At 33.9% G+C, this 19,504-nt stretch carries 24 protein-coding genes; 14 read left to right on the top strand and 10 right to left on the bottom strand.

The window, feature by feature from the left end:
* Positions 1-138: 138 nt before the first annotated feature.
* Together B5X64_RS01040 and B5X64_RS01035 are read right to left on the bottom strand one after the other, a co-directional pair.
* Positions 139-561 (bottom strand): hypothetical protein, encoded by a 423-nt coding sequence (locus tag B5X64_RS01040; RefSeq protein ID WP_079463487.1) that lies wholly within the window; start codon positions 559-561, stop codon positions 139-141.
* Between the two features lie 34 nt (positions 562-595).
* On the bottom strand, positions 596-1,480 hold the full coding sequence (locus B5X64_RS01035) for a cupin-like domain-containing protein (RefSeq protein ID WP_079463486.1): 885 nt from the start codon (positions 1,478-1,480) through the stop codon (positions 596-598).
* Positions 1,481-1,562: 82 nt separating this feature from the next.
* On the opposite strand from B5X64_RS01035, the gene B5X64_RS01030 reads away from it, so the two are divergent.
* From B5X64_RS01030 to B5X64_RS00990, 10 genes are all read left to right on the top strand, one after another.
* Positions 1,563-2,444 carry a bestrophin family protein gene (locus B5X64_RS01030; RefSeq protein WP_079463485.1) on the top strand — a complete coding sequence of 294 codons (882 nt, stop codon included), beginning with the start codon at positions 1,563-1,565 and terminating at the stop codon, positions 2,442-2,444.
* Between the two features lie 71 nt (positions 2,445-2,515).
* Positions 2,516-3,046, top strand: coding sequence for an RNA methyltransferase (locus tag B5X64_RS01025; RefSeq protein WP_079463484.1), 531 nt, complete (start codon positions 2,516-2,518; stop codon positions 3,044-3,046).
* A 185-nt stretch (positions 3,047-3,231) separates the two neighbouring features.
* Positions 3,232-3,882 carry a CBS domain-containing protein gene (locus B5X64_RS01020; RefSeq protein ID WP_079463483.1) on the top strand — a complete coding sequence of 217 codons (651 nt, stop codon included), beginning with the start codon at positions 3,232-3,234 and terminating at the stop codon, positions 3,880-3,882.
* A 1-nt stretch (position 3,883) separates the two neighbouring features.
* Positions 3,884-4,750 carry an NAD kinase gene (locus B5X64_RS01015; protein WP_079463482.1) on the top strand — a complete coding sequence of 289 codons (867 nt, stop codon included), beginning with the start codon at positions 3,884-3,886 and terminating at the stop codon, positions 4,748-4,750.
* A gap of 69 nt (positions 4,751-4,819) precedes the next feature.
* Positions 4,820-5,890 (top strand): class II fructose-bisphosphate aldolase, encoded by a 1,071-nt coding sequence (gene fbaA / locus B5X64_RS01010; protein ID WP_079463481.1) that lies wholly within the window; start codon positions 4,820-4,822, stop codon positions 5,888-5,890.
* An 86-nt stretch (positions 5,891-5,976) separates the two neighbouring features.
* Positions 5,977-6,831: an acetyl-CoA carboxylase, carboxyltransferase subunit beta gene (gene accD, locus B5X64_RS01005; RefSeq protein WP_066677141.1), complete on the top strand. Its 855-nt coding sequence runs from the start codon at positions 5,977-5,979 to the stop codon at positions 6,829-6,831.
* Between the two features lie 139 nt (positions 6,832-6,970).
* Positions 6,971-7,483: a DUF6973 domain-containing protein gene (locus B5X64_RS01000; protein ID WP_066677143.1), complete on the top strand. Its 513-nt coding sequence runs from the start codon at positions 6,971-6,973 to the stop codon at positions 7,481-7,483.
* A 178-nt stretch (positions 7,484-7,661) separates the two neighbouring features.
* A complete protein-coding gene (locus B5X64_RS00995) occupies positions 7,662-9,065 on the top strand; it encodes a nucleoside recognition domain-containing protein (protein WP_079463480.1) in 1,404 nt (467 codons plus the stop codon).
* 48 nt (positions 9,066-9,113) lie between these two features.
* Complete coding sequence (locus B5X64_RS22940; protein WP_123921019.1) at positions 9,114-9,479, top strand: four helix bundle protein; 366 nt, start codon at positions 9,114-9,116, stop codon at positions 9,477-9,479.
* Positions 9,480-9,515: 36 nt separating this feature from the next.
* Positions 9,516-9,902 carry a hypothetical protein gene (locus B5X64_RS00990; protein ID WP_079463479.1) on the top strand — a complete coding sequence of 129 codons (387 nt, stop codon included), beginning with the start codon at positions 9,516-9,518 and terminating at the stop codon, positions 9,900-9,902.
* 81 nt (positions 9,903-9,983) lie between these two features.
* On the opposite strand, the gene B5X64_RS00985 is transcribed toward B5X64_RS00990, so the two are convergent.
* From B5X64_RS00985 to B5X64_RS00970, 4 genes are all read right to left on the bottom strand, one after another.
* Positions 9,984-10,862, bottom strand: coding sequence for a ferric siderophore ABC transporter substrate-binding protein (locus B5X64_RS00985; RefSeq protein WP_079463478.1), 879 nt, complete (start codon positions 10,860-10,862; stop codon positions 9,984-9,986).
* Between the two features lie 85 nt (positions 10,863-10,947).
* Complete coding sequence (locus B5X64_RS00980; protein WP_079463477.1) at positions 10,948-11,343, bottom strand: ExbD/TolR family protein; 396 nt, start codon at positions 11,341-11,343, stop codon at positions 10,948-10,950.
* Between the two features lie 10 nt (positions 11,344-11,353).
* Positions 11,354-12,058: a MotA/TolQ/ExbB proton channel family protein gene (locus tag B5X64_RS00975; RefSeq protein WP_079463476.1), complete on the bottom strand. Its 705-nt coding sequence runs from the start codon at positions 12,056-12,058 to the stop codon at positions 11,354-11,356.
* Positions 12,059-12,231: 173 nt separating this feature from the next.
* A complete protein-coding gene (locus tag B5X64_RS00970; protein WP_079463475.1) occupies positions 12,232-12,693 on the bottom strand; it encodes a hypothetical protein in 462 nt (153 codons plus the stop codon).
* Between the two features lie 234 nt (positions 12,694-12,927).
* Here B5X64_RS00970 and B5X64_RS00965 point away from each other — a divergent pair, with 234 nt between their 5' ends.
* The 3 genes from B5X64_RS00965 (at position 12,928) to B5X64_RS00955 (ending at position 15,939) form a co-directional block, all read left to right on the top strand.
* Complete coding sequence (locus B5X64_RS00965) at positions 12,928-14,724, top strand: DUF885 domain-containing protein (RefSeq protein WP_079463474.1); 1,797 nt, start codon at positions 12,928-12,930, stop codon at positions 14,722-14,724.
* A gap of 102 nt (positions 14,725-14,826) precedes the next feature.
* Entirely contained in the window at positions 14,827-15,378 is a 552-nt protein-coding gene (locus B5X64_RS00960) for a hypothetical protein (protein ID WP_079463473.1), read from the top strand.
* A gap of 114 nt (positions 15,379-15,492) precedes the next feature.
* On the top strand, positions 15,493-15,939 hold the full coding sequence (locus tag B5X64_RS00955) for a DinB family protein (protein ID WP_228418681.1): 447 nt from the start codon (positions 15,493-15,495) through the stop codon (positions 15,937-15,939).
* A 94-nt stretch (positions 15,940-16,033) separates the two neighbouring features.
* Here the strand turns inward: B5X64_RS00955 and B5X64_RS00950 are convergent, their stop codons facing one another.
* A complete protein-coding gene (locus tag B5X64_RS00950) occupies positions 16,034-16,663 on the bottom strand; it encodes an endonuclease III domain-containing protein (protein WP_079463471.1) in 630 nt (209 codons plus the stop codon).
* 33 nt (positions 16,664-16,696) lie between these two features.
* On the opposite strand from B5X64_RS00950, the gene bcp reads away from it, so the two are divergent.
* Positions 16,697-17,146: a thioredoxin-dependent thiol peroxidase gene (bcp, locus tag B5X64_RS00945; RefSeq protein ID WP_079463470.1), complete on the top strand. Its 450-nt coding sequence runs from the start codon at positions 16,697-16,699 to the stop codon at positions 17,144-17,146.
* Positions 17,147-17,226: 80 nt separating this feature from the next.
* Here the strand turns inward: bcp and B5X64_RS00940 are convergent, their stop codons facing one another.
* The 3 genes from B5X64_RS00940 to B5X64_RS00930 are packed head-to-tail and all read right to left on the bottom strand — an operon-like array spanning position 17,227 to position 19,504.
* Entirely contained in the window at positions 17,227-17,766 is a 540-nt protein-coding gene (locus B5X64_RS00940) for a GNAT family N-acetyltransferase (RefSeq protein WP_079463469.1), read from the bottom strand.
* On the bottom strand, positions 17,729-18,391 hold the full coding sequence (locus B5X64_RS00935) for a hypothetical protein (protein ID WP_079463468.1): 663 nt from the start codon (positions 18,389-18,391) through the stop codon (positions 17,729-17,731). Before B5X64_RS00935 ends, B5X64_RS00940 begins: the two co-directional genes overlap by 38 nt.
* A gap of 33 nt (positions 18,392-18,424) precedes the next feature.
* Positions 18,425-19,504 carry a mannose-1-phosphate guanylyltransferase gene (locus B5X64_RS00930; protein WP_228418678.1) on the bottom strand — a complete coding sequence of 360 codons (1,080 nt, stop codon included), beginning with the start codon at positions 19,502-19,504 and terminating at the stop codon, positions 18,425-18,427.

Raw genomic sequence — 19,504 nt, 5'->3', positions numbered from 1 at the left:
TACTTTTTTATTTTCCCCACAGATTTCGCAAGATTCGCACAGACTTTTAATAATCTTGTTTAAACATCCGTTTTTACAATGTGATGATTTGTAAATTACTTTCTACAACCTGAACTTTGCTTTTATATTTAGTTTCATTTACAATTTCATACAGATTATTAATAATTTGGTTTCATCTTCTAAAGTCATTATTATTTTGGTTGCCGATTTATGATTGACTTCTAAATTATTAATCATAATTCTCATAATTTCTAAAGCAAATCCGTCTTCAATGTTCTGAAATTCATCAAAAACAAAAAGACAGTTGTTATCGGCAATCCAGTCAATATGAAAATCTAAAATTTGATTTAAATTATATTTTCCTTTTGATTCATAAAATGGAGAAAAAAGCTTTTTAGATTGAACTATATTAAGGTAATCAGGAAATGACTTCATGGATGCAGGAAATTTAATGAATTCAAGATTACAGTTCGCAAGAATCTGGTCCAGGCTTGTATGTCTTTCAATTTGTGTCTTTCCAACAATCAAAATATGTTTTTGAAAAGTAAAATTTTCATCCATTATTTTTATAAATATTTAGCCACTGCATAATGCATTAAACCTTTTCTATTTTCTTCTCAAACTTTTCAAGAGCTTCCGTTGCTTTTTCATACGCCCATTTTTGCTTAAAATTCACCCAATTCGCTTTAAAAAGTTTTCGCATTAGTTTATCCGTATATCTCATGATGAAAACATGATACATCATATTGGCAAAAACTTTTGGTTTATTAGGCAAAGCTCTTAAAGACATTGAAAAGCCGGGTTCCAAATATCTATTGAAATGCCAAAAAGCTCCGGGAATGAAAAGTGCATCACCGTGTTCCATGAAAATTTCAATCCCTTTTGCATATTTCAAAGCAGGAAATTTCTCGTAATCCGGATTTTCATAATCGATATCATAAACCGTGTGAACCGACAGCGGAACTTTGTATAAAAACTTCGACTGTTTCTGATCAAACAAAAGAATTCTCTTCTTTCCTTCAAAATGAAAATGCATAAAATCACCCAAGTCAACGTCATAATGCATTAAAACATGAGCGTCGCTTCCGCCAAAAAATAATGTAGGAAGTCTTTTGAAAAATTTAATTCCCAAATCAGGATATGTAAAATTTTTGAGCAGTTCAGGAAGACGGTCGGTAATAATATAAAAGAAAATACGAAGGTCTGACGGTTTAGATCTTATCGTATCAATATAATCTTTCATTTTCATCTTCGCGACAGGCGCATCAGAGCTTTTCTTAGAATCCGCTGGTTTGTTATCATACAACGGAACTTCCTGTGCACCCGCTTTTTCTTTAATAAAATCAAAATTCCATTTATCGAAGGCTTCCCACCGACTCGCATAATTTTTTATCAGAAGTGGTTTCTGTTTTTTGAAATAATTTTGCTGGAAATCTTCTTTCGTTATATCGTTTACAACGTCTACGTTTTCGAGAATCATGGCTTTGTAAATTTAATGCGAAATAAAAATAGTGTTTTTTTGAAATTTATAAAAATTTATCTTTGCAAAAGACACGCAACCCATGAGAGTTTACAATACCAAACATTTCCTGAAAATACTGGTCAGCTTACACAAAAGCGACACCCTGAAAATCCTTTTTCCAACAATGATTTTGATGGCTGTTTATTCTTACGGAATTCAGTATTTAGAAGTTGAATATCTGCATTTAACCTCAAAATCTAAGGTAAGCAATGTCGGATTGATTCATTCATTATTAGGATTCGTTTTATCATTATTGCTGGTTTTCAGAACCAATACAGCCTATGACCGATGGTGGGAAGGAAGAAAACTTTGGGGAAAACTGGTAAATGACACAAGAAATTTCGCTGTAAAAATCAATATGATTCTTTCAGACGACAGAGATTCTGCAAATCAAATTGCACGTTACCTAAAATACTATCCCCATTTTCTGGCTAAACATCTTTCTCAGGAATCTACAAGATTAGCTTTGGATGAAGATTATTCTGAAATCGAAAAATCTTTGAAAAATCATGGACCCACCGATTTGGTGATCCTTTTGACCCACAAATTGCATCAATTAAAAAAAGAAGGAAAAATTTCTGATGTAGAAATGCTTTATTTAGATACGCAAGTCTCAGGTTTTCTTGATGTCTGCGGAGGTTGTGAAAGAATTAAAAATACCCCCATTCCTTATTCCTATTCTTCATTTATAAAAAAATTCATCATTTTATATGTTTTGGCTTTACCAATTGCTTATGTCATTAATCTCGGATTATTCATGATTCCGCTGACTGTTTTCGTATATTACGTTTTGATGAGTCTGGAATTGATTGCTGAAGAAATTGAAGATCCTTTCAACAATGATGAGAATGATATTCCCATGGAAGCCATCGCACAAAATATCGAAAGGAATGTGCATCAGATCATGGGTGCAAAAAAATAAAAAAAAGAAAAGGCGAATTAAATCCATTGATAGACAAGAATTCGTAAATTGTAATAAGAAATAAAATTATTTTGGTAAATAAATTAAAACTGGAAGAACTCAACAGAATTGATGTAGAAACTTTTAAGAAGGTTGAGAAAATTCCGTTGGTGGTCGTTTTAGATAATATAAGAAGCATGCACAATGTGGGTGCAACTTTTAGAACAGCAGATGCATTTTTGATTCAGAAAATTATTCTGTGTGGAATTACACCACAACCGCCACACCGTGAAATTCACAAAGCGGCTTTAGGTGCAACAGAAAGTGTAGACTGGAGTTATGAAAATGATATTAATGTAACCATAAACGATTTAAAAAGCCAAGGCTTTGAAGTGGTAGGAATCGAACAGACAACTAATAGTACGATGATCACTGATTTTAAAATCGACAATACTAAAAAGTATGCGGTAATTTTAGGTAACGAAGTAGAAGGAATCAGTGATGAAGCTTTGCAGAATATTGATTCTTTCATTGAAATTCCACAACTCGGTACAAAGCATTCTTTAAATGTAAGTGTATGCGGTGGAATCGTGATGTGGGAGTTTGCAAAAGCCCTAAAATAAAAAAACTGCGTCTGTCTAAAAGACAGTGCAGTTTGAAATAAATCTAATAAAAAGTAAAAATGAAAGGCGACAAAGATACTTTATTTTTCTTTACGAACAAATTTTTGAATCCGTTTTTTTACTTTTTTGAAAAATAACTTAACTTTTAGAGAAAGGTTTCGTTTAAAATTTTATAAATTAGCACAATGTTTATCAAGGACTATATCTCAAAAGATTTTCCGTGTTTTCATCTGACTGACTCTATCGAATCAGCTAGAGAAACTTTAGAAGCATTTGGATATACACATATTTTCATCAAAAAATCACACCACTTTTACGGAGCCATCGCTAAAGACTTTCTTTATGAAGATGAAGGACATTTGAAAAATCTGGAACATCAGATTGAGCGGTTTGCGATTTTAGAAGACAATAATATCATGGATAGCATTCGATTGTTTTATACATTCAATGCCAACGTGATTCCTGTGATCAACAAAAACGAAAAATATCTCGGATACATTTGTTGTGATGATGTTTTTCAGACCTTTTCAAAATACCCTCTGTTTTCGGAAACCGGTGCTATTCTTACGATAGAAACTCCGGCAAGAAAATATTCGATGACAGAAATTGCAAATATCGTCGAGAGCAACAACTCTAAATTTTACGGCGGATTTATCAGTTTCATGTCTGATGAAGTGATTCACGTCACCATAAAAATCAGTAACGAAAATTTAGCTTCAATTGATGCCACTTTTGACCGTTACGATTACAGAATTGTAGAAAAATATTATTCTGATGAGAAAACAGATCTTTTCAAAGACCGTTTAGGTTTTTTACAAAAATTTATCGAAATATAATATGAAGGCAGCCATATATTCTCAGAAAAAAGATCTTGATACTTTTTTATATTTAAGCAAATTTATTTCTGAACTGGAAAGCAGAGGTGTAAAATCTGTTTTGTTTGACGAAATGGCTGAAGCGCTTCAGTTTTCTAAAATTTTTGAAACTTTTGGCAACAAACAGGATCTTATCGATAAAGAAGTTGATCTTTTCTTCACTTTCGGAGGCGATGGAACGATTGTAAACTCTTTGACTTTCATTGAGGATCTTGAAATTCCTGTCGTTGGTGTCAATACCGGAAGACTCGGATTTTTAGCTAGCTTCACCAAAGAAGAAGCCTTCAAAGAACTGGATTCTATTTTAAAAGGTGATGTAAAAACCAGCCGAAGATCTGTGATTGAAGTTGTTTCACCCAAATCTGACGAGTTTTTCCCGTATGCTTTAAATGACGTAACCGTTTCAAGAAAAGAAACCACTTCAATGGTAACGGTAGATTCTTATATCAATAATGAGTTTTTAAATGTATTTTGGGGCGATGGTGTTATTGTTTCTACACCGACAGGTTCTACAGCTTATTCATTAAGTTGTGGCGGACCAATTATTTCTCCGAATAACGAAAATTTTGTCATTACTCCGATTGCGCCACATAATTTAAACGTAAGACCATTAGTTGTTAATGATAAAGTGGAAATTAAATTTAAAGTGGAAAGCAGAGTTCCGCAATATTCTCTTTCATTAGATTCAAGATTAATTCATATCGAAACCGATAAAGAAATCATAATTAAAAAGGCAAGTTTCCAGTTATTATTGGTGCAGCCCAACAATTTAAGCTTCTATGAAACCATCCGTCAGAAGCTACTTTGGGGACGCGATAAAAGAAATTAGTAATTTCTTAAAATTGATTACCTTTACAAGAATTTTCAAAAAATATCCTAATATTATAATAAAGTAAACATGAGTAGAATTTTCCCGGCAGGAGTTGCCACAGGTCAGTTAGTTACAGATATTTTTCAATATGCTAAAGAAAACAAGTTTGCATTACCTGCAGTAAACGTAGTTGGATCTAGCAACGTAAACGCAGTAATGGAAACTGCAGCAAAATTAAACTCACCTGTAATCATTCAGTTTTCTAACGGTGGGGCATCTTTCAACGCTGGAAAAGGATTAAGCAATGACGCTCAGAAATCAGCTATTTTAGGTGGTATCGCAGGAGCTAGACATATTCATACCCTTGCTGAAGCTTATGGAGCAACAGTAATTTTACATACAGATCACGCCGCAAAAAAATTGTTGCCTTGGATTGATGGTTTGATGGATGCTAACGAAGAATTCTTCAAGCAAACAGGAAAGTCTCTTTACTCTTCTCACATGCTTGATCTTTCTGAAGAATCTTTAGAAGAAAACCTTGAGATTTCTGCTGAATATTTCGAAAGAATGGCAAAAATGCAGATGACTTTAGAAGTTGAGATCGGGGTTACAGGAGGTGAAGAAGATGGTGTAGACAATTCTAGTGTAGACAACTCTTTATTATACACTCAGCCAGAAGACATCGCTTACACTTACGAAAAACTGAAAGCAATCTCTGATAACTTTACCATTGCAGCAGCATTCGGAAATGTACACGGAGTTTACAAGCCAGGAAACGTAGTTCTTACTCCAAAAATCTTAGATAACTCTCAGAAATTTGTTCAGGAGAAATTCGGAACTGTTGAGAAGCCAATTAATTTTGTATTCCACGGTGGTTCAGGTTCTTCTTTAGAAGAAATCAGAGAAGCTATTGATTACGGGGTAATTAAGATGAATATTGATACCGATCTTCAGTTTGCTTACACAGAAGGAATCAGAGATTATATGGTAGAAAATGTAGAATATTTGAGAACTCAAATCGGAAATCCTGAAGGAGAAGAAAAGCCTAACAAAAAATACTATGATCCAAGAGGATGGATCAGAAAAGGAGAAGAAACGTTCTCTAAAAGATTGGTTAGAGCTTTTGAAGATTTAAATAACGTAAATACGCTTAAATAAATTATAATTGATAAAAGATGAGCGATAAGTGATTTTAAAACGCTTTCCTCATCTTTTATCATTTATCATACATCAATTATATAGTTATGGCATTCGACTGGTTTAAAAGAAAAGCACAAAATATTACTACTTCTACAGATGATAAAAAAGATGTACCAAAAGGTCTTTGGCATCAGACTCCATCAGGAAAAGTGGTAGAACACGATGAACTCAAGAAAAACAATTATGTTTCTCCTGAAGACGATTTTCATGTAAGAATAGGAAGTGCAGAGTTTTTTGACATCCTTTTTGACGAAGGAAAATTCACTGAGCTAGATGCTAATGTGGAAAGTATAGACATGCTTAGCTTTAAAGATACCAAGTCATACACCGACCGTCTAAAAGAAGTAAAAGCAAAGACAAAACTGACTGATTCCATAAGAAACGCAGTAGGAACCGTAAACGGAACTGAAATGGTAGTTTCTTGTATGGATTTTGCTTTCATTGGAGGATCTTTGGGTTCTGTGATGGGTGAAAAAATCAGACGAGCAATTGATTACTGTATTGAAAAAAGACTTCCTTACATGATTATTTGCCAGTCTGGTGGAGCGAGAATGCAGGAAGCAACGTATTCTTTGATGCAGTTGGCTAAAGTACAATCTAAGTTGGCTCAGCTTTCAGAAGCAGGACTTTTGTACATCGCTTATCTTTGTGACCCAACTTTCGGTGGAATTACAGCATCTTTTGCAATGACTGCAGATATCATTATGGCAGAACCAAGAGCATTAATCGGATTTGCAGGACCAAGAGTTATCCGTGAAACCATCGGTAGAGATTTACCAGAAGGCTTTCAGACTTCAGAATTTTTGCAGGAAAAAGGTTTCGTAGATTTCATTGTAAAAAGAACTGAAATTAAAGAAGTCGTTTCTAAAACAGTAAATTTATTAGCCGTAAAAGCTTAAGATTTAAACTAAAAAAACATATCATCTCTCTCAATTTGGGAGAGATTTTTATTTAAATAATGGCAATAATTTATTTTTAAAAGCTATACTGCTTGATCTCAAAGCCAAAAGCAATAAGCTAACTGCCAACAGCCAAATTATGAGGACATTTAAAGTCGTTTTAACTACCATTACATCAATGAGTTTAAAGAAAATATTTAAACTCTTATCTGCTGTTTTACCACACCCTCTTTTTTCGATTTTAAGTTTTTATGCCACCATAAAAGCCTTTTCTATCGCACAGAAACTTTATCCTAAAACGGCATCCAAAAACGGTGAAGGAAACGCTTTCAGACATTCACTTTGGTGTTGCCTGATTATGATGTATTGCAGCAAAGTGTCTTCTCCCGAAAAAGCATTAGACTTCTGCAAAAAAATTACAGATCTGCACGAAGAATTATTTCCAAACGAGCCTTTGGAAACCAAAATGGATCTTCACAATAACAAAATAGGAATGGATTATTTCATGGAACTTCTTCCCGGAATTCACCGTCAGTTTTTTGAGAAAAGCTTTTTTATTAAAGAATTACAAAAGAAAACCGCCAATGCCAAGATTTTGAAAAGCCTGGATGATAATTTTGAAGGAGAATTGGTGTATCTGGATGAAAAATAATTCTCTTTTTTTTCCTTATTATCAGAATTTGTCATTCCGTAGGAATCTCAGTAATGCTATTGAAACTCTGTTTAGATTCCTGCGAAATGACAAACTTTATTTTAATCCAATCTTGATTTTTTAGACTTTTGCAATTTAAAGTATTTTTAACTAAGTTTAAACAATTAATTTAATCTAAATGGTTCTCAGCAGAATTTGGTCGGCTTTCATCATCATTGCCATTACTATTGCAAGTATAAAATACATTTCGTCAAGCCACTACAAAACCATTTTCAATGATATGGTTGTAGGAAAAGGCGGCGATACCGTACAGATTGCTACCCAAAATATCACTACACTTTCTCCTATCGTAAGAGACAGCCTGATGAAAAAACCTGATTTTGCAAACAGCAGAATTCATTATAAAACAGATTCTTTAAAACAGAATGTTCAGGTTTATCGAATTCAGGAAGCAGACGGTGTCATTGGAACTTCGGAAACCGCCGTTAAAATATGTATTGGATTGATAGGAATCATGACCCTCTTCATGGGATTCATGAGTATTGCTGAAAAAGCTGGCGGAATCAATCTTTTAAGCCGATTAATTCAACCGTTTTTCTCAAAATTATTTCCTGAAATTCCTAAAAACCACCCCGCTTTCGGTCATATGCTGATGAATTTTAGCGCGAATCTTTTAGGTTTAGATAATGCTGCAACTCCATTTGGCCTAAAAGCGATGGAAAGTTTACAGACTTTAAACCCGAATAAAGATACCGCAAGTAATTCACAAATCATGTTTCTCTGCCTTCACGCAGGAGGAATGACATTAATTCCGGTTTCTATTATTGCGATCAGGGCTTCGATGGGATCAAAAACACCGACTGATATTTTTCTTCCGTGTATGATTGCGACATTTGCAGCGACTTTAGCAGCAATGATCATTGTTTCAGCTTATCAAAAAATTAATCTATTAAAACCTATTGTTCTTGCTTATGTTGGGGGAATTTCCGCATTAATTGCGCTTTTGGTTGTCTATTTAGTTCAATTGAGTAAGAACGAACTGGATGATTTCAGTAAAGTTTTAAGTAATGGCTTAATCTTATTCATTTTTATTGCGATTGTTCTTGGTGCAGTTTATAAAAAAATTAATGTTTTCGATGCTTTTATTGAAGGCGCAAAAGAAGGTTTTTGGACTTGTGTAAAGATTATCCCTTATTTAGTAGGAATGCTGATTGCGATTTCACTTTTAAGAACTTCAGGAGTCTTTGACGTCATCATTGATGGGATGAAATGGGTTGCCAATGTTGCGAATTTAGACGCCAGATTTGTAGACGGTCTTCCGACGGCTTTAATCAAACCTTTATCCGGTTCAGGAGCGAGAGGAATGATGGTTGATACGATGGCGACTTTTGGAGCAGATAGTTTTCAAGGGAAGTTGGCAGCAGTTCTTCAGGGAAGCTCAGACACGACGTTTTATGTGATTGCAGTTTATTTTGGAGCAGTAGCTGTAAAGAACACGAGATACACTGTAGTTGCCATGCTTTTGGCTGATTTGGTGGGCGTAATTACAGCAATTGGATTGGCGTATTTGTTTTTCGCCTAACTAGTTGATAGTTGATGGTTGCTAGATAATAGTTTTAAATACAAAATTATGAGCTACACAAATCTTGATATTTATAATATTTCTTTTAAATTATTTATTGAAACACATCCACTTACTTTTAAATTACCGAAACGTGAATTGTATGAATTAGGAAGTCAATTAAGAAGATCTTCTGACTCTGTGGTAACAAATATTGCAGAAGGATATGGAAGAAAAAATTATAAAGGAGAATTCATTCGTTTTTTAGTTTATTCACAAGGGAATTGTGATGAAACAGTAAGTCATTTATCAAAGCTGGCAATACTTTATCCTGAATTAAATGCGGATTTTCAAAATAAGATAGAACAATATCAACTTTTAGGAGGAAAAATAAATAATTTTATAAAATATGTCCAGTTAAACTGGCGTACATAAACAAAAAACCAAAAACTATCAACAAGCAACTATTTTATGATTACAGATAAAGAATTCACGTTAAGACTCATCCGTCAGTTATCTCAAGCATTAGAAAAACTGATTTTAGACAAACCCGAAGAAAGTTTAATGCAGAAAGAATTAGATTTTGATTCTTTAATGAAAGATATTTTTAAATTTGATTTTAAAGAACTTTCATCAAAATCCAAAGAAGAAATAATTGAAATCGTAACAGAAAGACAGGAAAGAGACCGCAAAGATTATTACGAAATGCTCGGAAATCTTTTCTATTACAACGGAAAAGTTCTAAACAATAATGACTTTTTAGACAAAGCAAAAACATTCTACGAGCTTTATCTTCAAACCAGTGGAATTTTTGCACTTCCGATTATCAACAGGATCAACGAAATCGCAAAAAAATAATCTCCGAGCAATCGCAAACAAAGATTGAGCAATTATATATAACAAATAAAAAAAGCACTTGAATAAAGTGCTTTTGTATTTTTAGAATGTGATACTATACGTTCCGGTGGATGATACGCTGGCTTTTTCAGCTTTAACATATTTCTTAACCCATGCAACAGACGTGGAAACCACACAAGGATCTGAAACTCCGCCTGATCGTCTTGCAGAAGAAATATTTCCAGCTTTATCTACAGTATAAGCAATGGTAATCGATCCGCTTGCTGAGCAATTGTGGCTTGGCTGAGCACCTCCTCTTCCCATCGTTCCGGGAATATAGCCTATCAATCGACGGTCTATTCCTACTTTGCTGTCGCCATTTCCGTCTCCACCTAAAGGATCGCCATTATTACCTATTCCCGTTCCTGTTCCCTGACTGCCGGCTTTTGTTCCCCGGCCTTTAATTAGATTTCCGATAGCAGCAGTTCCTTTTCCATCTCCATTTCCTGTTTTAGAATTGGCTGTTGTTGCAGAACTTTTTGTGCTTTTCGTCGTCGAACTTGCCGTTGATTTTTTATTGGTTTTTGAATCTTCTTTTTTCGGAGCGGTAACTTTGGTGTTTGTTCCGGTAATTATTTTTTCTTTGACCTCAGTTTTTTTTGATTCCGGTTTGGGATCTGGAACAATAACCGTTTTAGGCTCAGAAACCACATTTTCAACTGGTTCAGGAGCTGTTTCAATAGCTTTTGCAGCTAAACTTCCTTCCTGATTCGCTGGTTCGTCAATTCCGGCTCCGTTTCGGTTATCTCCAAAGTTTACAAGCATTGTAGTAATTACTTCGGGTTCTTTTGCACGCTCGGTAGGTTTCATTTTATAGATGAAAACGAATAACAAAATAGCAGACCAAATAAGGATAGAAAGCACTGCACTTTTTATCTTATCTTTATTTTCTTCGGCTCTATTTATCGTATAACCTCTCATTGATTTATTGGTCTCAAATTATAATTTTTATTTGCCACGAATGCACTAATTTTCTTATTTAAGTATTCGTAGGAATGCAGAATGCTTATTCTTTTACCGTTGCAATCGCAATATTAAATTTATGCTTTTCTGCAATTTCCATTAAAAAAACAACATCTTTATGCATTGTGCTCTCATCAGCTCTGATGGTAAATGATTTTGCAGATTTGCTCTGAAGATCACTCACGATGGTTTGTTCCACCAATTCTCTGCTTACCGGTTGATCATTTACAAAATACGATCCGTCTGGTTTTACACTTACCGTCATCGGATTCGGAATATTGTTATCTACGCTTCCTGTTTGCGGAAGTTTTACATCAATCGCACTCTGATTAGCCGCTGAAGAGGTAATCATAAAGAAAATCAACATCAGCAAGATAACGTCTGTCATCGCTGCTAAACTGAATTCCGGATGCGCTTTATTTCTTCTCTGAATTTTCATCTGTTAGAATTTATAAAGGTTTATTGATAATGTCTAAAAATTCTCCAGAAACATTTTGAGTTCTCAAAACGAATTTATCAATTCTTGTCAGCAAAATATTATAAAAAAAGTTTGCCGGGATTGCCACTGCTAAACCAACTGCCGTTTGTCCAAGAGCGGTATAAATACCTTCAGACAAAGTTTTTGGAGAGAAAGCGCCTTCAGCGTGAGACAAATCAAAGAACGCAATAATCATCCCGATTACCGTTCCCAAAAGTCCCAACATTGGTGCAATACTTGGTACAACTGCCAAAAGGTTCAGGTTTTTCTCCATGTTTGCCACCTCAATTTGAGCTTGAGATTCCATCGCGCTTACAATATCAGAAACGGGTCTTCCCAATCTTGAAATTCCTTTTTCTAAAATTCTGGATTCGGGTGAATTCTGTGTTTTACAATAATCTGCCGCAGCCTCTATTTTCCCATCTCGAATGAAATCTTCGATGTTATTCATAAAATTAGAATCTGTTTTTGAAGTCATTCTTTTAATAAAGAAAAATCTTTCAAAAAATAGATAAACAGAGAAAACTCCTAATAACAAAACTGTCACCATCACTATTTTAGCGAAGATACCACCATGAAAAAGGATATTCCAAAAAGAAAATTCAAGCTTTTCTACAGGTACAGTAGGTACAGCGACCTGTGCAAATAAAATCTGAGTAAGTTCCGTTAGCAGCATTAATTGATTATTTTATAATGGTTTTTAAACGACAAAAATAACAGAATATTATTAATACTTATCTTAAAATAAGCTTAAAAAAACACATTCCAAATCTAATAATGTCTTAAAAAGCAAATTTCTTTCCAAAAAAGTATTTGAAAAGAAATTTGCAGTCTATATTTTGGCAGCGCTTAGTCTTCGTCTACCTCTATCTCATCTTGTTTGAATTCGCATTTCAGTCTGAAAGAAATTGGCGTATCAGAACCTGTGTAAAAATCATCAATGGTTCCTTTCCAGATTACCTGAAGCTCATCTTCTTCGTTTTTCTCAAAACAAAGCTCGTTGTCGTAAATGAAGGCATCTTCATCATCAAACAAATTAACTTCGGTATAAACCTCATCATCAGAGTCGTTGATCTCGAATGTTTTTCCTTCAATTTCCGAAGAATCTATCGGAAATTCAATTACTTCCAGCGAAAGTTGAGGAAAATTATACTGCAGAGAATCGTCGTCTACATGATCTAAGCCGTCATCTGTAATGACTTCCACTTCCAGAAAGTGTTTTTGGTTACTATAAACAGCCTTGCAATAAGTGCTTTTTATATTATATTTTAATGTCTCGTCTGGATGGTAAATTTTTAAAATCCCTTTCATTATTTCCTAAAAAAGAACTGTAATACTATGATTGTTAAATGCTTTAGGCAAAGATAAAAAATTGTACGAATCTGAAAAATGTTTTGAAAATTATTTTTATTAAAATCTACCTTTAAAACGAATTTGATTACAATATTGGCTATTTTTGTTATTTATTCCCGTGATAAAATGCTGAAACAAAATTTTGTAACAACAATTGCATTTCATCTTACAAATAAAAGATAAAGATTATCTATGAAAAATATTTTATTTAAAACCATAATCGGCCTCGGCTTGGCGGTGAGCATTTCATCTTGCAAAAAATCAGATTCACCATTAACGAAAGTTACGCCAACCAATATAGATTCTATTGCATCTAATTATTATGAACAATATTTAAAGCTCTATCCTTTAGAAGCTACTTCACAAGGAGACTTGAGGTACAACGATCAACTTCCTATCAATATTGACAAAGATTTTATTTTGGGTGAAGTTGCTTTTTATAATTCTATTCAGAAACAACTTGAAAATGTAGATTATAAAAGTCTTTCGGATGAAGACAAAGTAATTTATGATGTTTTAGATTATACTTTAAAAGATAAAATTGAAGCGTATGCTTACCATCCGGAATATATTCCTTTCAGCCAGTTTACAGGTTTACCGCTAAATTTTCCATTGTATGGAAGCGGACAAGGAAGTCAGCCTTTCAATACTGAAAAAGATTATGAAGACTGGTTAAAAAGAATGGAGAAATTTCCTGTGTGGATGAATGCTGCTACCGATAATTTCCGTGAAGGAATGAATAACAAAATGGTTCTCCCAAGAAAATTGGTTGTAAAAATGATTCCTCAAATGAGAGCTGAAGAAATCATTACACCAGATTTTGAAAAGAATATTTTCTACGGTCCTGTAAAAAACTTTCCAAAAAGCTTCAGCAAAGAACAAAAGGAAAAACTGACCAACCTCTACAAGGATGCTATTACAAAAAACATCATTCCTGCGTATACAAAAATGGGTGAGTTTTTAGAGAAAGAATATTTGCCAAAAGCAAGAGAAACAGACGGATACAATAGCTTACCTAAAGGAGATAATATCTACAAATATTACGCTAAAAGCTGGACAACCACTAATAAAACACCTGAAGAAATCAATAAAATTGGTCTACAGCAGGTTGCTATGCTTCGTGGAGAAATGGAAAAAGTAAAGCAGCAAGTTGGTTTCAAGGGAACACTTGAAGAGTTTATCAATTCTGTAAAAACAGACCCTAAAGCAATGCCTTACAAAACCTCAAAAGAAGTTTTGGATGGTTTCAATGGGATTTTAGCTAAAATAACGCCGAAGCTAAAAACCATGTTTAGCGTAACGCCAAAAACTAAGTTTGAAATCAGACAAACTGAAAAATTCAGAGAAGCAAGTGCAAGTGCAGAATACATCCAAGGCACTCCCGACGGAAAAAGACCGGGAATTTTCTACATGCCACTTCCCGACCCTTCAAAATTCAACGTTACCTCAGGAATGGAATCTCTGTTTTTACACGAAGCCATTCCGGGACATCATTATCAGGTTTCTCTGCAACAGGAAAATACAAAGCTTCCAAAATTCATGAGATTTGGCTGGTTTGGAGCGTATGGTGAAGGTTGGGCGCATTATTGCGAAACTTTAGGTCCTGAATTCGGATTGTACACCGATCCTTATCAAAAAATGGGTTATTTGAGCGATCAAATGCTTCGTGCAGTTCGTTTGGTGGTCGACACCGGAATCCACACCGGAAAAATGACAAGAGAAGATGCAATTACTTATTTCTTAAACAATATTGCTTACGATGAAGCAGGAGCAACTGCAGAAGTTGAACGATACATGGCAATGCCTGGACAAGCTTTGGGTTATAAAATCGGATCTTTAAGAATCAGAGAACTGAGAGAAAAATATCAGAAAGAATTGGGTGGTAAATTTAATCTGGCAAAATTCCACGATGAAGTTTTGAGTCAGGGTTGTCTTCCTTTGGATGTTTTAAACAGAAAAATGGAGCTTTGGGCGACGAAGCAGAAATAAGTTTAGTAAAAAAAATGAAGAGAAAGATTTTCTCATTAAAATATAGAAGTCACGAATTAATTTTTCGTGACTTTTTTGTTTTAGTTTTGTTTAAACAAAATCATGAAACCAACTTTATTTTTTATATTCATTTTAATTTTCTGCTTATCAATTGTAAACTGTAAAAAAGAGAAGAAAATTCAACAGAATTTTGGAAAATTTGTCGTTGACGAAGGTCTTCCACAAAATGACACAATAAAACTGCTTTCAAAATATCCAGAATTAAAGCTTTATAAAAAGGAAAAAATAGAAAGTAAAACAAGAACGGCTTATATTATTCAGACAACAGCTTTATTTCAAACCGATAAATATAAATGCAACGCTGTTTCAAAAAATGATACATTGGAGATTTTACTCAATAACAATAATGGCCTTTATGGAAATGGTGTTTTAATCAAAGTATTTGATGATCATTTTTTCATTAAAGATATTGACCCTAAAACCTTACACGGCGAAATAAAATTTATGAAGACGAAACCTGTTTATCAAAAATTAGTGCTTGATAACAATAGTTTTCAGAAAAACGACACTGTTTATGGTTTTATAGATTATAATACAAAAGTAGAAAATTTCACAAAAGATTTCAGAGGATATTTTAAAGCTTTAATAAAATAAAATTACTCAGAATATTGATTTTTCTTAATTTTGATTTATTAGTTAACTACCCCGTCTTTTTGTTTCACAAAAATCCACCCCTTCAAGGAAGGGGAATTTAATAATACTAAAATTATGACAGAAAGTATAAAATCATTGTTCACAAGAGATTTAAACCAATTAAAAAAAGAAATAGAAGCGTATCAAAACGAAGAAACTATCTGGAAAATTGATAAAAACATTCTCAATTCTGCAGGAAATTTATCGCTTCATCTGGTTGGAAATATCAATCATTTCATCGGATCAATATTGGGAAATTCAGGTTATGTAAGAAACAGGGAGCTTGAATTTTCATTAAAAAATATTCCGCGAACAGAATTGATTGATAAAATTGAAAAAACGATTGAGACTGTACATTCTTCGCTTGATCAATTATCAGAGGAAGATTTGAAAAAAGAATATCAGATTGAGGCTTTAGGCTATCCCATGACGACAGACTATTTTCTGGTTCATTTGTTTGGACATTTGGGTTATCATTTGGGACAGATTAACTATCATAGGAGATTGTTGGATGTGGAATGATTTTAAAATTTCTTATTCTTTAAACCACCCCGTCAAAAATTCTGTCGAATTTTCGCCACCCCTCCATTGGAGGGGAATTTTTGCAGCTGTTATATTATTTATCTTTTTCTTCGAACAACATTTTAGTAATAAAATCTTTCTCGCCTTTTCCTCTTGCCGGAGAATATTCTCTTCCATAAAAGATAATTTGAAGGTGAAGTTTATTCCAGAACTCTTCTTTCCATAATTTTTTGGCATCTTTCTCGGTTTCTACAACATTTTTTCCAGAAGTAAGTTTCCATTGCGTCATTAGTCTATGAATGTGTGTATCGACCGGAAAAGCAGGAAATCCAAAGCCCTGGCTCATCACTACAGAAGCTGTTTTGTGCCCCACTCCTGCCAATTCTTCAAGTTCTTCATACGTTTGAGGGACAATCCCGTTATGTTTTTCCAAAAGTTGCTCTGCCATTTTTTTCAGATTCTTAGCTTTTGTATTTGAAAGTCCGATTTCTTTGATGAGTTCTTTAATTTCAAAATCCTCCAATTTTGCCATTCTTTGTGGCGTTCCTGCTACAGCGAACAGTTCCGGAGTTACCTCATTTACCTTTTTGTCGGTCGTTTGCGCAGAAAGTGCAACAGCAACCATTAGAGTATAAACATCTGTATGATCTAAAAAAATAGGAACAACAGGATATAATTTTTCTAATTCTTCCTGAACGAGTGCGGCTCTTTGCTTTTTTGTCATTTAACCATTAAATTTGAACAAAAATAAATCATTATGCTGAAAGTTGGAGACCAATTACCACAATTTGAAGGAATAAATCAGGATGGAGAAACAATTACTTCTGAAAAGTTACTTGGAAAAAAATTAGTAATTTTCTTTTATCCGCAAGCGAGTACGCCCACTTGTACTGTGGAAGCTTGTAATTTAAGTGATAACTATTCACAATTGGAAAAAGCAGGATTTCAGCTTTTAGGAATCAGCGGAGATACCGTGAAAAAGCAAAAAAACTTTCACAGCAAATTTGCTTTTCCTTATGATTTAATTGCTGATGAAAACCGTGATGTCATTGAAAAATTCGGAGTTTGGAAGGAGAAAAAAACTTTTGGTAAAACTTATATGGGAATTGTGAGAACCACATTTATTTTCGATGAAAAAGGAATTTGCACCAGAGTTATTGAAAAAGTGACTTCTAAAACGGCAGCAGCACAGATTTTGGAGGGATAAGTCTTAAACACGAATGTTTTCACTAATTTCACAAATATCTTATGCTGATTCGTGAAAACATTTGTGTTTTTAGTGTTTAATTATTCCGTTTCGTAATACATCAGCTCCTCATCTTCATTAGGAAGCGTTACATATTTTTGGAATTTCAAACCTAACCTTTCGATTAATTTTTGAGAAGAAAAATTGTCTTTTGAAGTAATGGCAGAAATTTTATTTAAACCAAATTCTTCCATTCCGATAGATTTTACTTTTTGAGCGGCTTCAAACATCAAACCTTTGCCTTCAAATTTTTCAAGGACAGAAAACCCAATATCTACAACACCCAAACCTTCTCTTTCGAAGATTCCCACACTTCCGATTTTCTGATTTCCTTCTTTTAAAACAAGAATATAATTTCCGAATCCTCGTTTTTCAATTTGCGGTAAAAACTTAGATTTAATATAATTCTCGGCATCAGAGAGAGAATTGATGTTCTTATTTCCAATAAACTTTATAAAATTAGGCATATTATAAAGCTGAAAAATAATATCAGTGTCATCTACAGCAACAGGTCGAATCAAAAGCCTTTCTGTTTCGTAGAAGTTATTTTCTTTTTTTGGAAGGTTGCTTTTGGGGTTCATTTTTAGGTTCTTCTTTCTTTTCTATTTTTAAAAGACGCGGGTTATTTGTACAGTTTTTAGTATAAACTTCGATGTAAGTTCCGTTATCTTTAATATTTGAAACTATGCCTGTTGATTTATTGACCGTTAATGTAAAATGTATTTTCTGATAAGGACATTCTTTTGAGGTGATTTTTCCAAGATTAAGGTAATAATTGGTTTTATCATCGTAGTAATTGGCCGCAATATCTACGAATTGCTCATCGATAAAATAACCCTCTAAAACAGCAGACAACGCAGCTTCTTCGACATTATCAACCTTTCCGATAAACTCTTTTAATTCTTTTAAATCAGTTAAATAGCTTATCTTCCCTCCTACGGAAGAAACAATATAATAAAAACTTTCTTGTCCCGGTCTGAAATTAAATCCCACAAATTGAGGAAGATAATCTTGTTTGGTTCCTGAAACTTTTACTTCTTTATTTTTACCATAACTGTTATTAACCAATACCCAAAAATCAACTTTGCTATTGGGAACAATTTTGCCCAAAACGGCATCAATATTTGAGAACTTTTTCTTTTCCTGAGAAAAAACAGAGATTCCTAGAAAGAAAAGAAGAAAAGTAAGAGTTTTAATTTTTTTCATAGTTTGAAATGCGGACAGAAACTATGCCAATATTTACATAAATTTCTCTCCTTTTTTAAGGCTTTTTAAATCTAAAACGTATTCTTTAATCTGCTGATCGTGTTCTCTCGGGCAAATTAACAATACCTTATCTGTATCTACAACGATAAAATCTTTCAAACCGTCTATTACAACTGCTTTATTATTTTTCACATGAATAATATTCCCTGTAGAATTGTAGGTAAGCGCCGTTTTGATATTGACTGCATTTTCGTTTTGGTCTCTATCGCTGTTTTCGAAAACCGAGGTCCAGGTTCCAAGGTCACTCCAACCTAAATCAGCAGGAATTACATGTACATTTTTAGCTTTTTCTAAAATCCCGTTATCGATTGATATTTTCTGGATTTTAGGATAAATAAGTTCTATACAACTTAGTTCCGCTTCAGCATTGTATTCACAAGCCGTAAACTGCTGCGTCATATCCGGAAGAAACGTTTCAAAGGCTTTGTGAATAGACTTTACATTCCATATGAAAATTCCGGCATTCCAAAGGAAATCTCCGCTTTCAAGGAAACTTTTAGCAATTTCAAGAATTGGTTTTTCGGTGAATGTTTTAACTTTATAATAGTCTGAATCTTTTTTCTCTACAAACTGAATATATCCGTAGCCCGTATCTGGTCTTGTCGGCGTAATTCCTAAAGTCAACAAATAATCATGGGTTGACGCAATATTAAATGCCAATTCTACTTTCTCTAAAAAGACATCTTCTTTTAAGATTAAATGATCTGCAGGAAGCACAATCATCGTAGCATCGGGATTAATTTCGGCAATTTTATTTGCCATATAAAGATTACAGGCAGCGGTGTTTTTCATCAGAGGCTCCCCCACGACATTCTCTTCAGGAATTTCTGGTAACTGCTGATGAGAAAGCGCTACATACTCTTTGTTGGTGATTACAAATATATTTTCGTTAGGAATAGCTTTGCTGATTCTGTCATACGTCTGCTGAATCATGGTGCGACCGGTTCCTAAAATATCCTGAAATTGTTTGGGGAATTTTTGTGTGCTCAGAGGCCAGAATCTACTACCGATTCCTCCTGCCATAATCACACAGTATTTATCTGATTTTAACAT

The organism is Chryseobacterium balustinum, assembly GCF_900168205.1.
In the GTDB taxonomy this organism is placed as follows: domain Bacteria; phylum Bacteroidota; class Bacteroidia; order Flavobacteriales; family Weeksellaceae; genus Chryseobacterium; species Chryseobacterium balustinum.
Note: the sequence above shows the minus strand (reverse complement) of the source record. Positions and strands in the feature narration are given on the sequence as shown.

Excerpts from the sequence above, each read along its gene's own strand:
- B5X64_RS01040 (WP_079463487.1), bottom strand. The coding sequence starts at position 561 with ATGGATGAAAATTTTACTTTTCAAAAACATATTTTGATTGTTGGAAAG.
- B5X64_RS01035 (WP_079463486.1), bottom strand. The coding sequence starts at position 1,480 with ATGATTCTCGAAAACGTAGACGTTGTAAACGATATAACGAAAGAAGAT.
- B5X64_RS01030 (WP_079463485.1), top strand. The coding sequence starts at position 1,563 with ATGAGAGTTTACAATACCAAACATTTCCTGAAAATACTGGTCAGCTTA.
- B5X64_RS01020 (WP_079463483.1), top strand. The coding sequence starts at position 3,232 with ATGTTTATCAAGGACTATATCTCAAAAGATTTTCCGTGTTTTCATCTG.
- B5X64_RS01015 (WP_079463482.1), top strand. The coding sequence starts at position 3,884 with ATGAAGGCAGCCATATATTCTCAGAAAAAAGATCTTGATACTTTTTTA.
- fbaA (WP_079463481.1), top strand. The coding sequence starts at position 4,820 with ATGAGTAGAATTTTCCCGGCAGGAGTTGCCACAGGTCAGTTAGTTACA.
- accD (WP_066677141.1), top strand. The coding sequence starts at position 5,977 with ATGGCATTCGACTGGTTTAAAAGAAAAGCACAAAATATTACTACTTCT.
- B5X64_RS01000 (WP_066677143.1), top strand. The coding sequence starts at position 6,971 with ATGAGGACATTTAAAGTCGTTTTAACTACCATTACATCAATGAGTTTA.
- B5X64_RS00995 (WP_079463480.1), top strand. The coding sequence starts at position 7,662 with ATGGTTCTCAGCAGAATTTGGTCGGCTTTCATCATCATTGCCATTACT.
- B5X64_RS22940 (WP_123921019.1), top strand. The coding sequence starts at position 9,114 with ATGAGCTACACAAATCTTGATATTTATAATATTTCTTTTAAATTATTT.
- B5X64_RS00990 (WP_079463479.1), top strand. The coding sequence starts at position 9,516 with ATGATTACAGATAAAGAATTCACGTTAAGACTCATCCGTCAGTTATCT.
- B5X64_RS00985 (WP_079463478.1), bottom strand. The coding sequence starts at position 10,862 with ATGAGAGGTTATACGATAAATAGAGCCGAAGAAAATAAAGATAAGATA.
- B5X64_RS00980 (WP_079463477.1), bottom strand. The coding sequence starts at position 11,343 with ATGAAAATTCAGAGAAGAAATAAAGCGCATCCGGAATTCAGTTTAGCA.
- B5X64_RS00975 (WP_079463476.1), bottom strand. The coding sequence starts at position 12,058 with ATGCTGCTAACGGAACTTACTCAGATTTTATTTGCACAGGTCGCTGTA.
- B5X64_RS00970 (WP_079463475.1), bottom strand. The coding sequence starts at position 12,693 with ATGAAAGGGATTTTAAAAATTTACCATCCAGACGAGACATTAAAATAT.
- B5X64_RS00965 (WP_079463474.1), top strand. The coding sequence starts at position 12,928 with ATGAAAAATATTTTATTTAAAACCATAATCGGCCTCGGCTTGGCGGTG.
- B5X64_RS00960 (WP_079463473.1), top strand. The coding sequence starts at position 14,827 with ATGAAACCAACTTTATTTTTTATATTCATTTTAATTTTCTGCTTATCA.
- B5X64_RS00955 (WP_228418681.1), top strand. The coding sequence starts at position 15,493 with ATGACAGAAAGTATAAAATCATTGTTCACAAGAGATTTAAACCAATTA.
- B5X64_RS00950 (WP_079463471.1), bottom strand. The coding sequence starts at position 16,663 with ATGACAAAAAAGCAAAGAGCCGCACTCGTTCAGGAAGAATTAGAAAAA.
- bcp (WP_079463470.1), top strand. The coding sequence starts at position 16,697 with ATGCTGAAAGTTGGAGACCAATTACCACAATTTGAAGGAATAAATCAG.
- B5X64_RS00940 (WP_079463469.1), bottom strand. The coding sequence starts at position 17,766 with ATGAACCCCAAAAGCAACCTTCCAAAAAAAGAAAATAACTTCTACGAA.
- B5X64_RS00935 (WP_079463468.1), bottom strand. The coding sequence starts at position 18,391 with ATGAAAAAAATTAAAACTCTTACTTTTCTTCTTTTCTTTCTAGGAATC.
- B5X64_RS00930 (WP_228418678.1), bottom strand. The coding sequence starts at position 19,504 with ATGTTAAAATCAGATAAATACTGTGTGATTATGGCAGGAGGAATCGGT.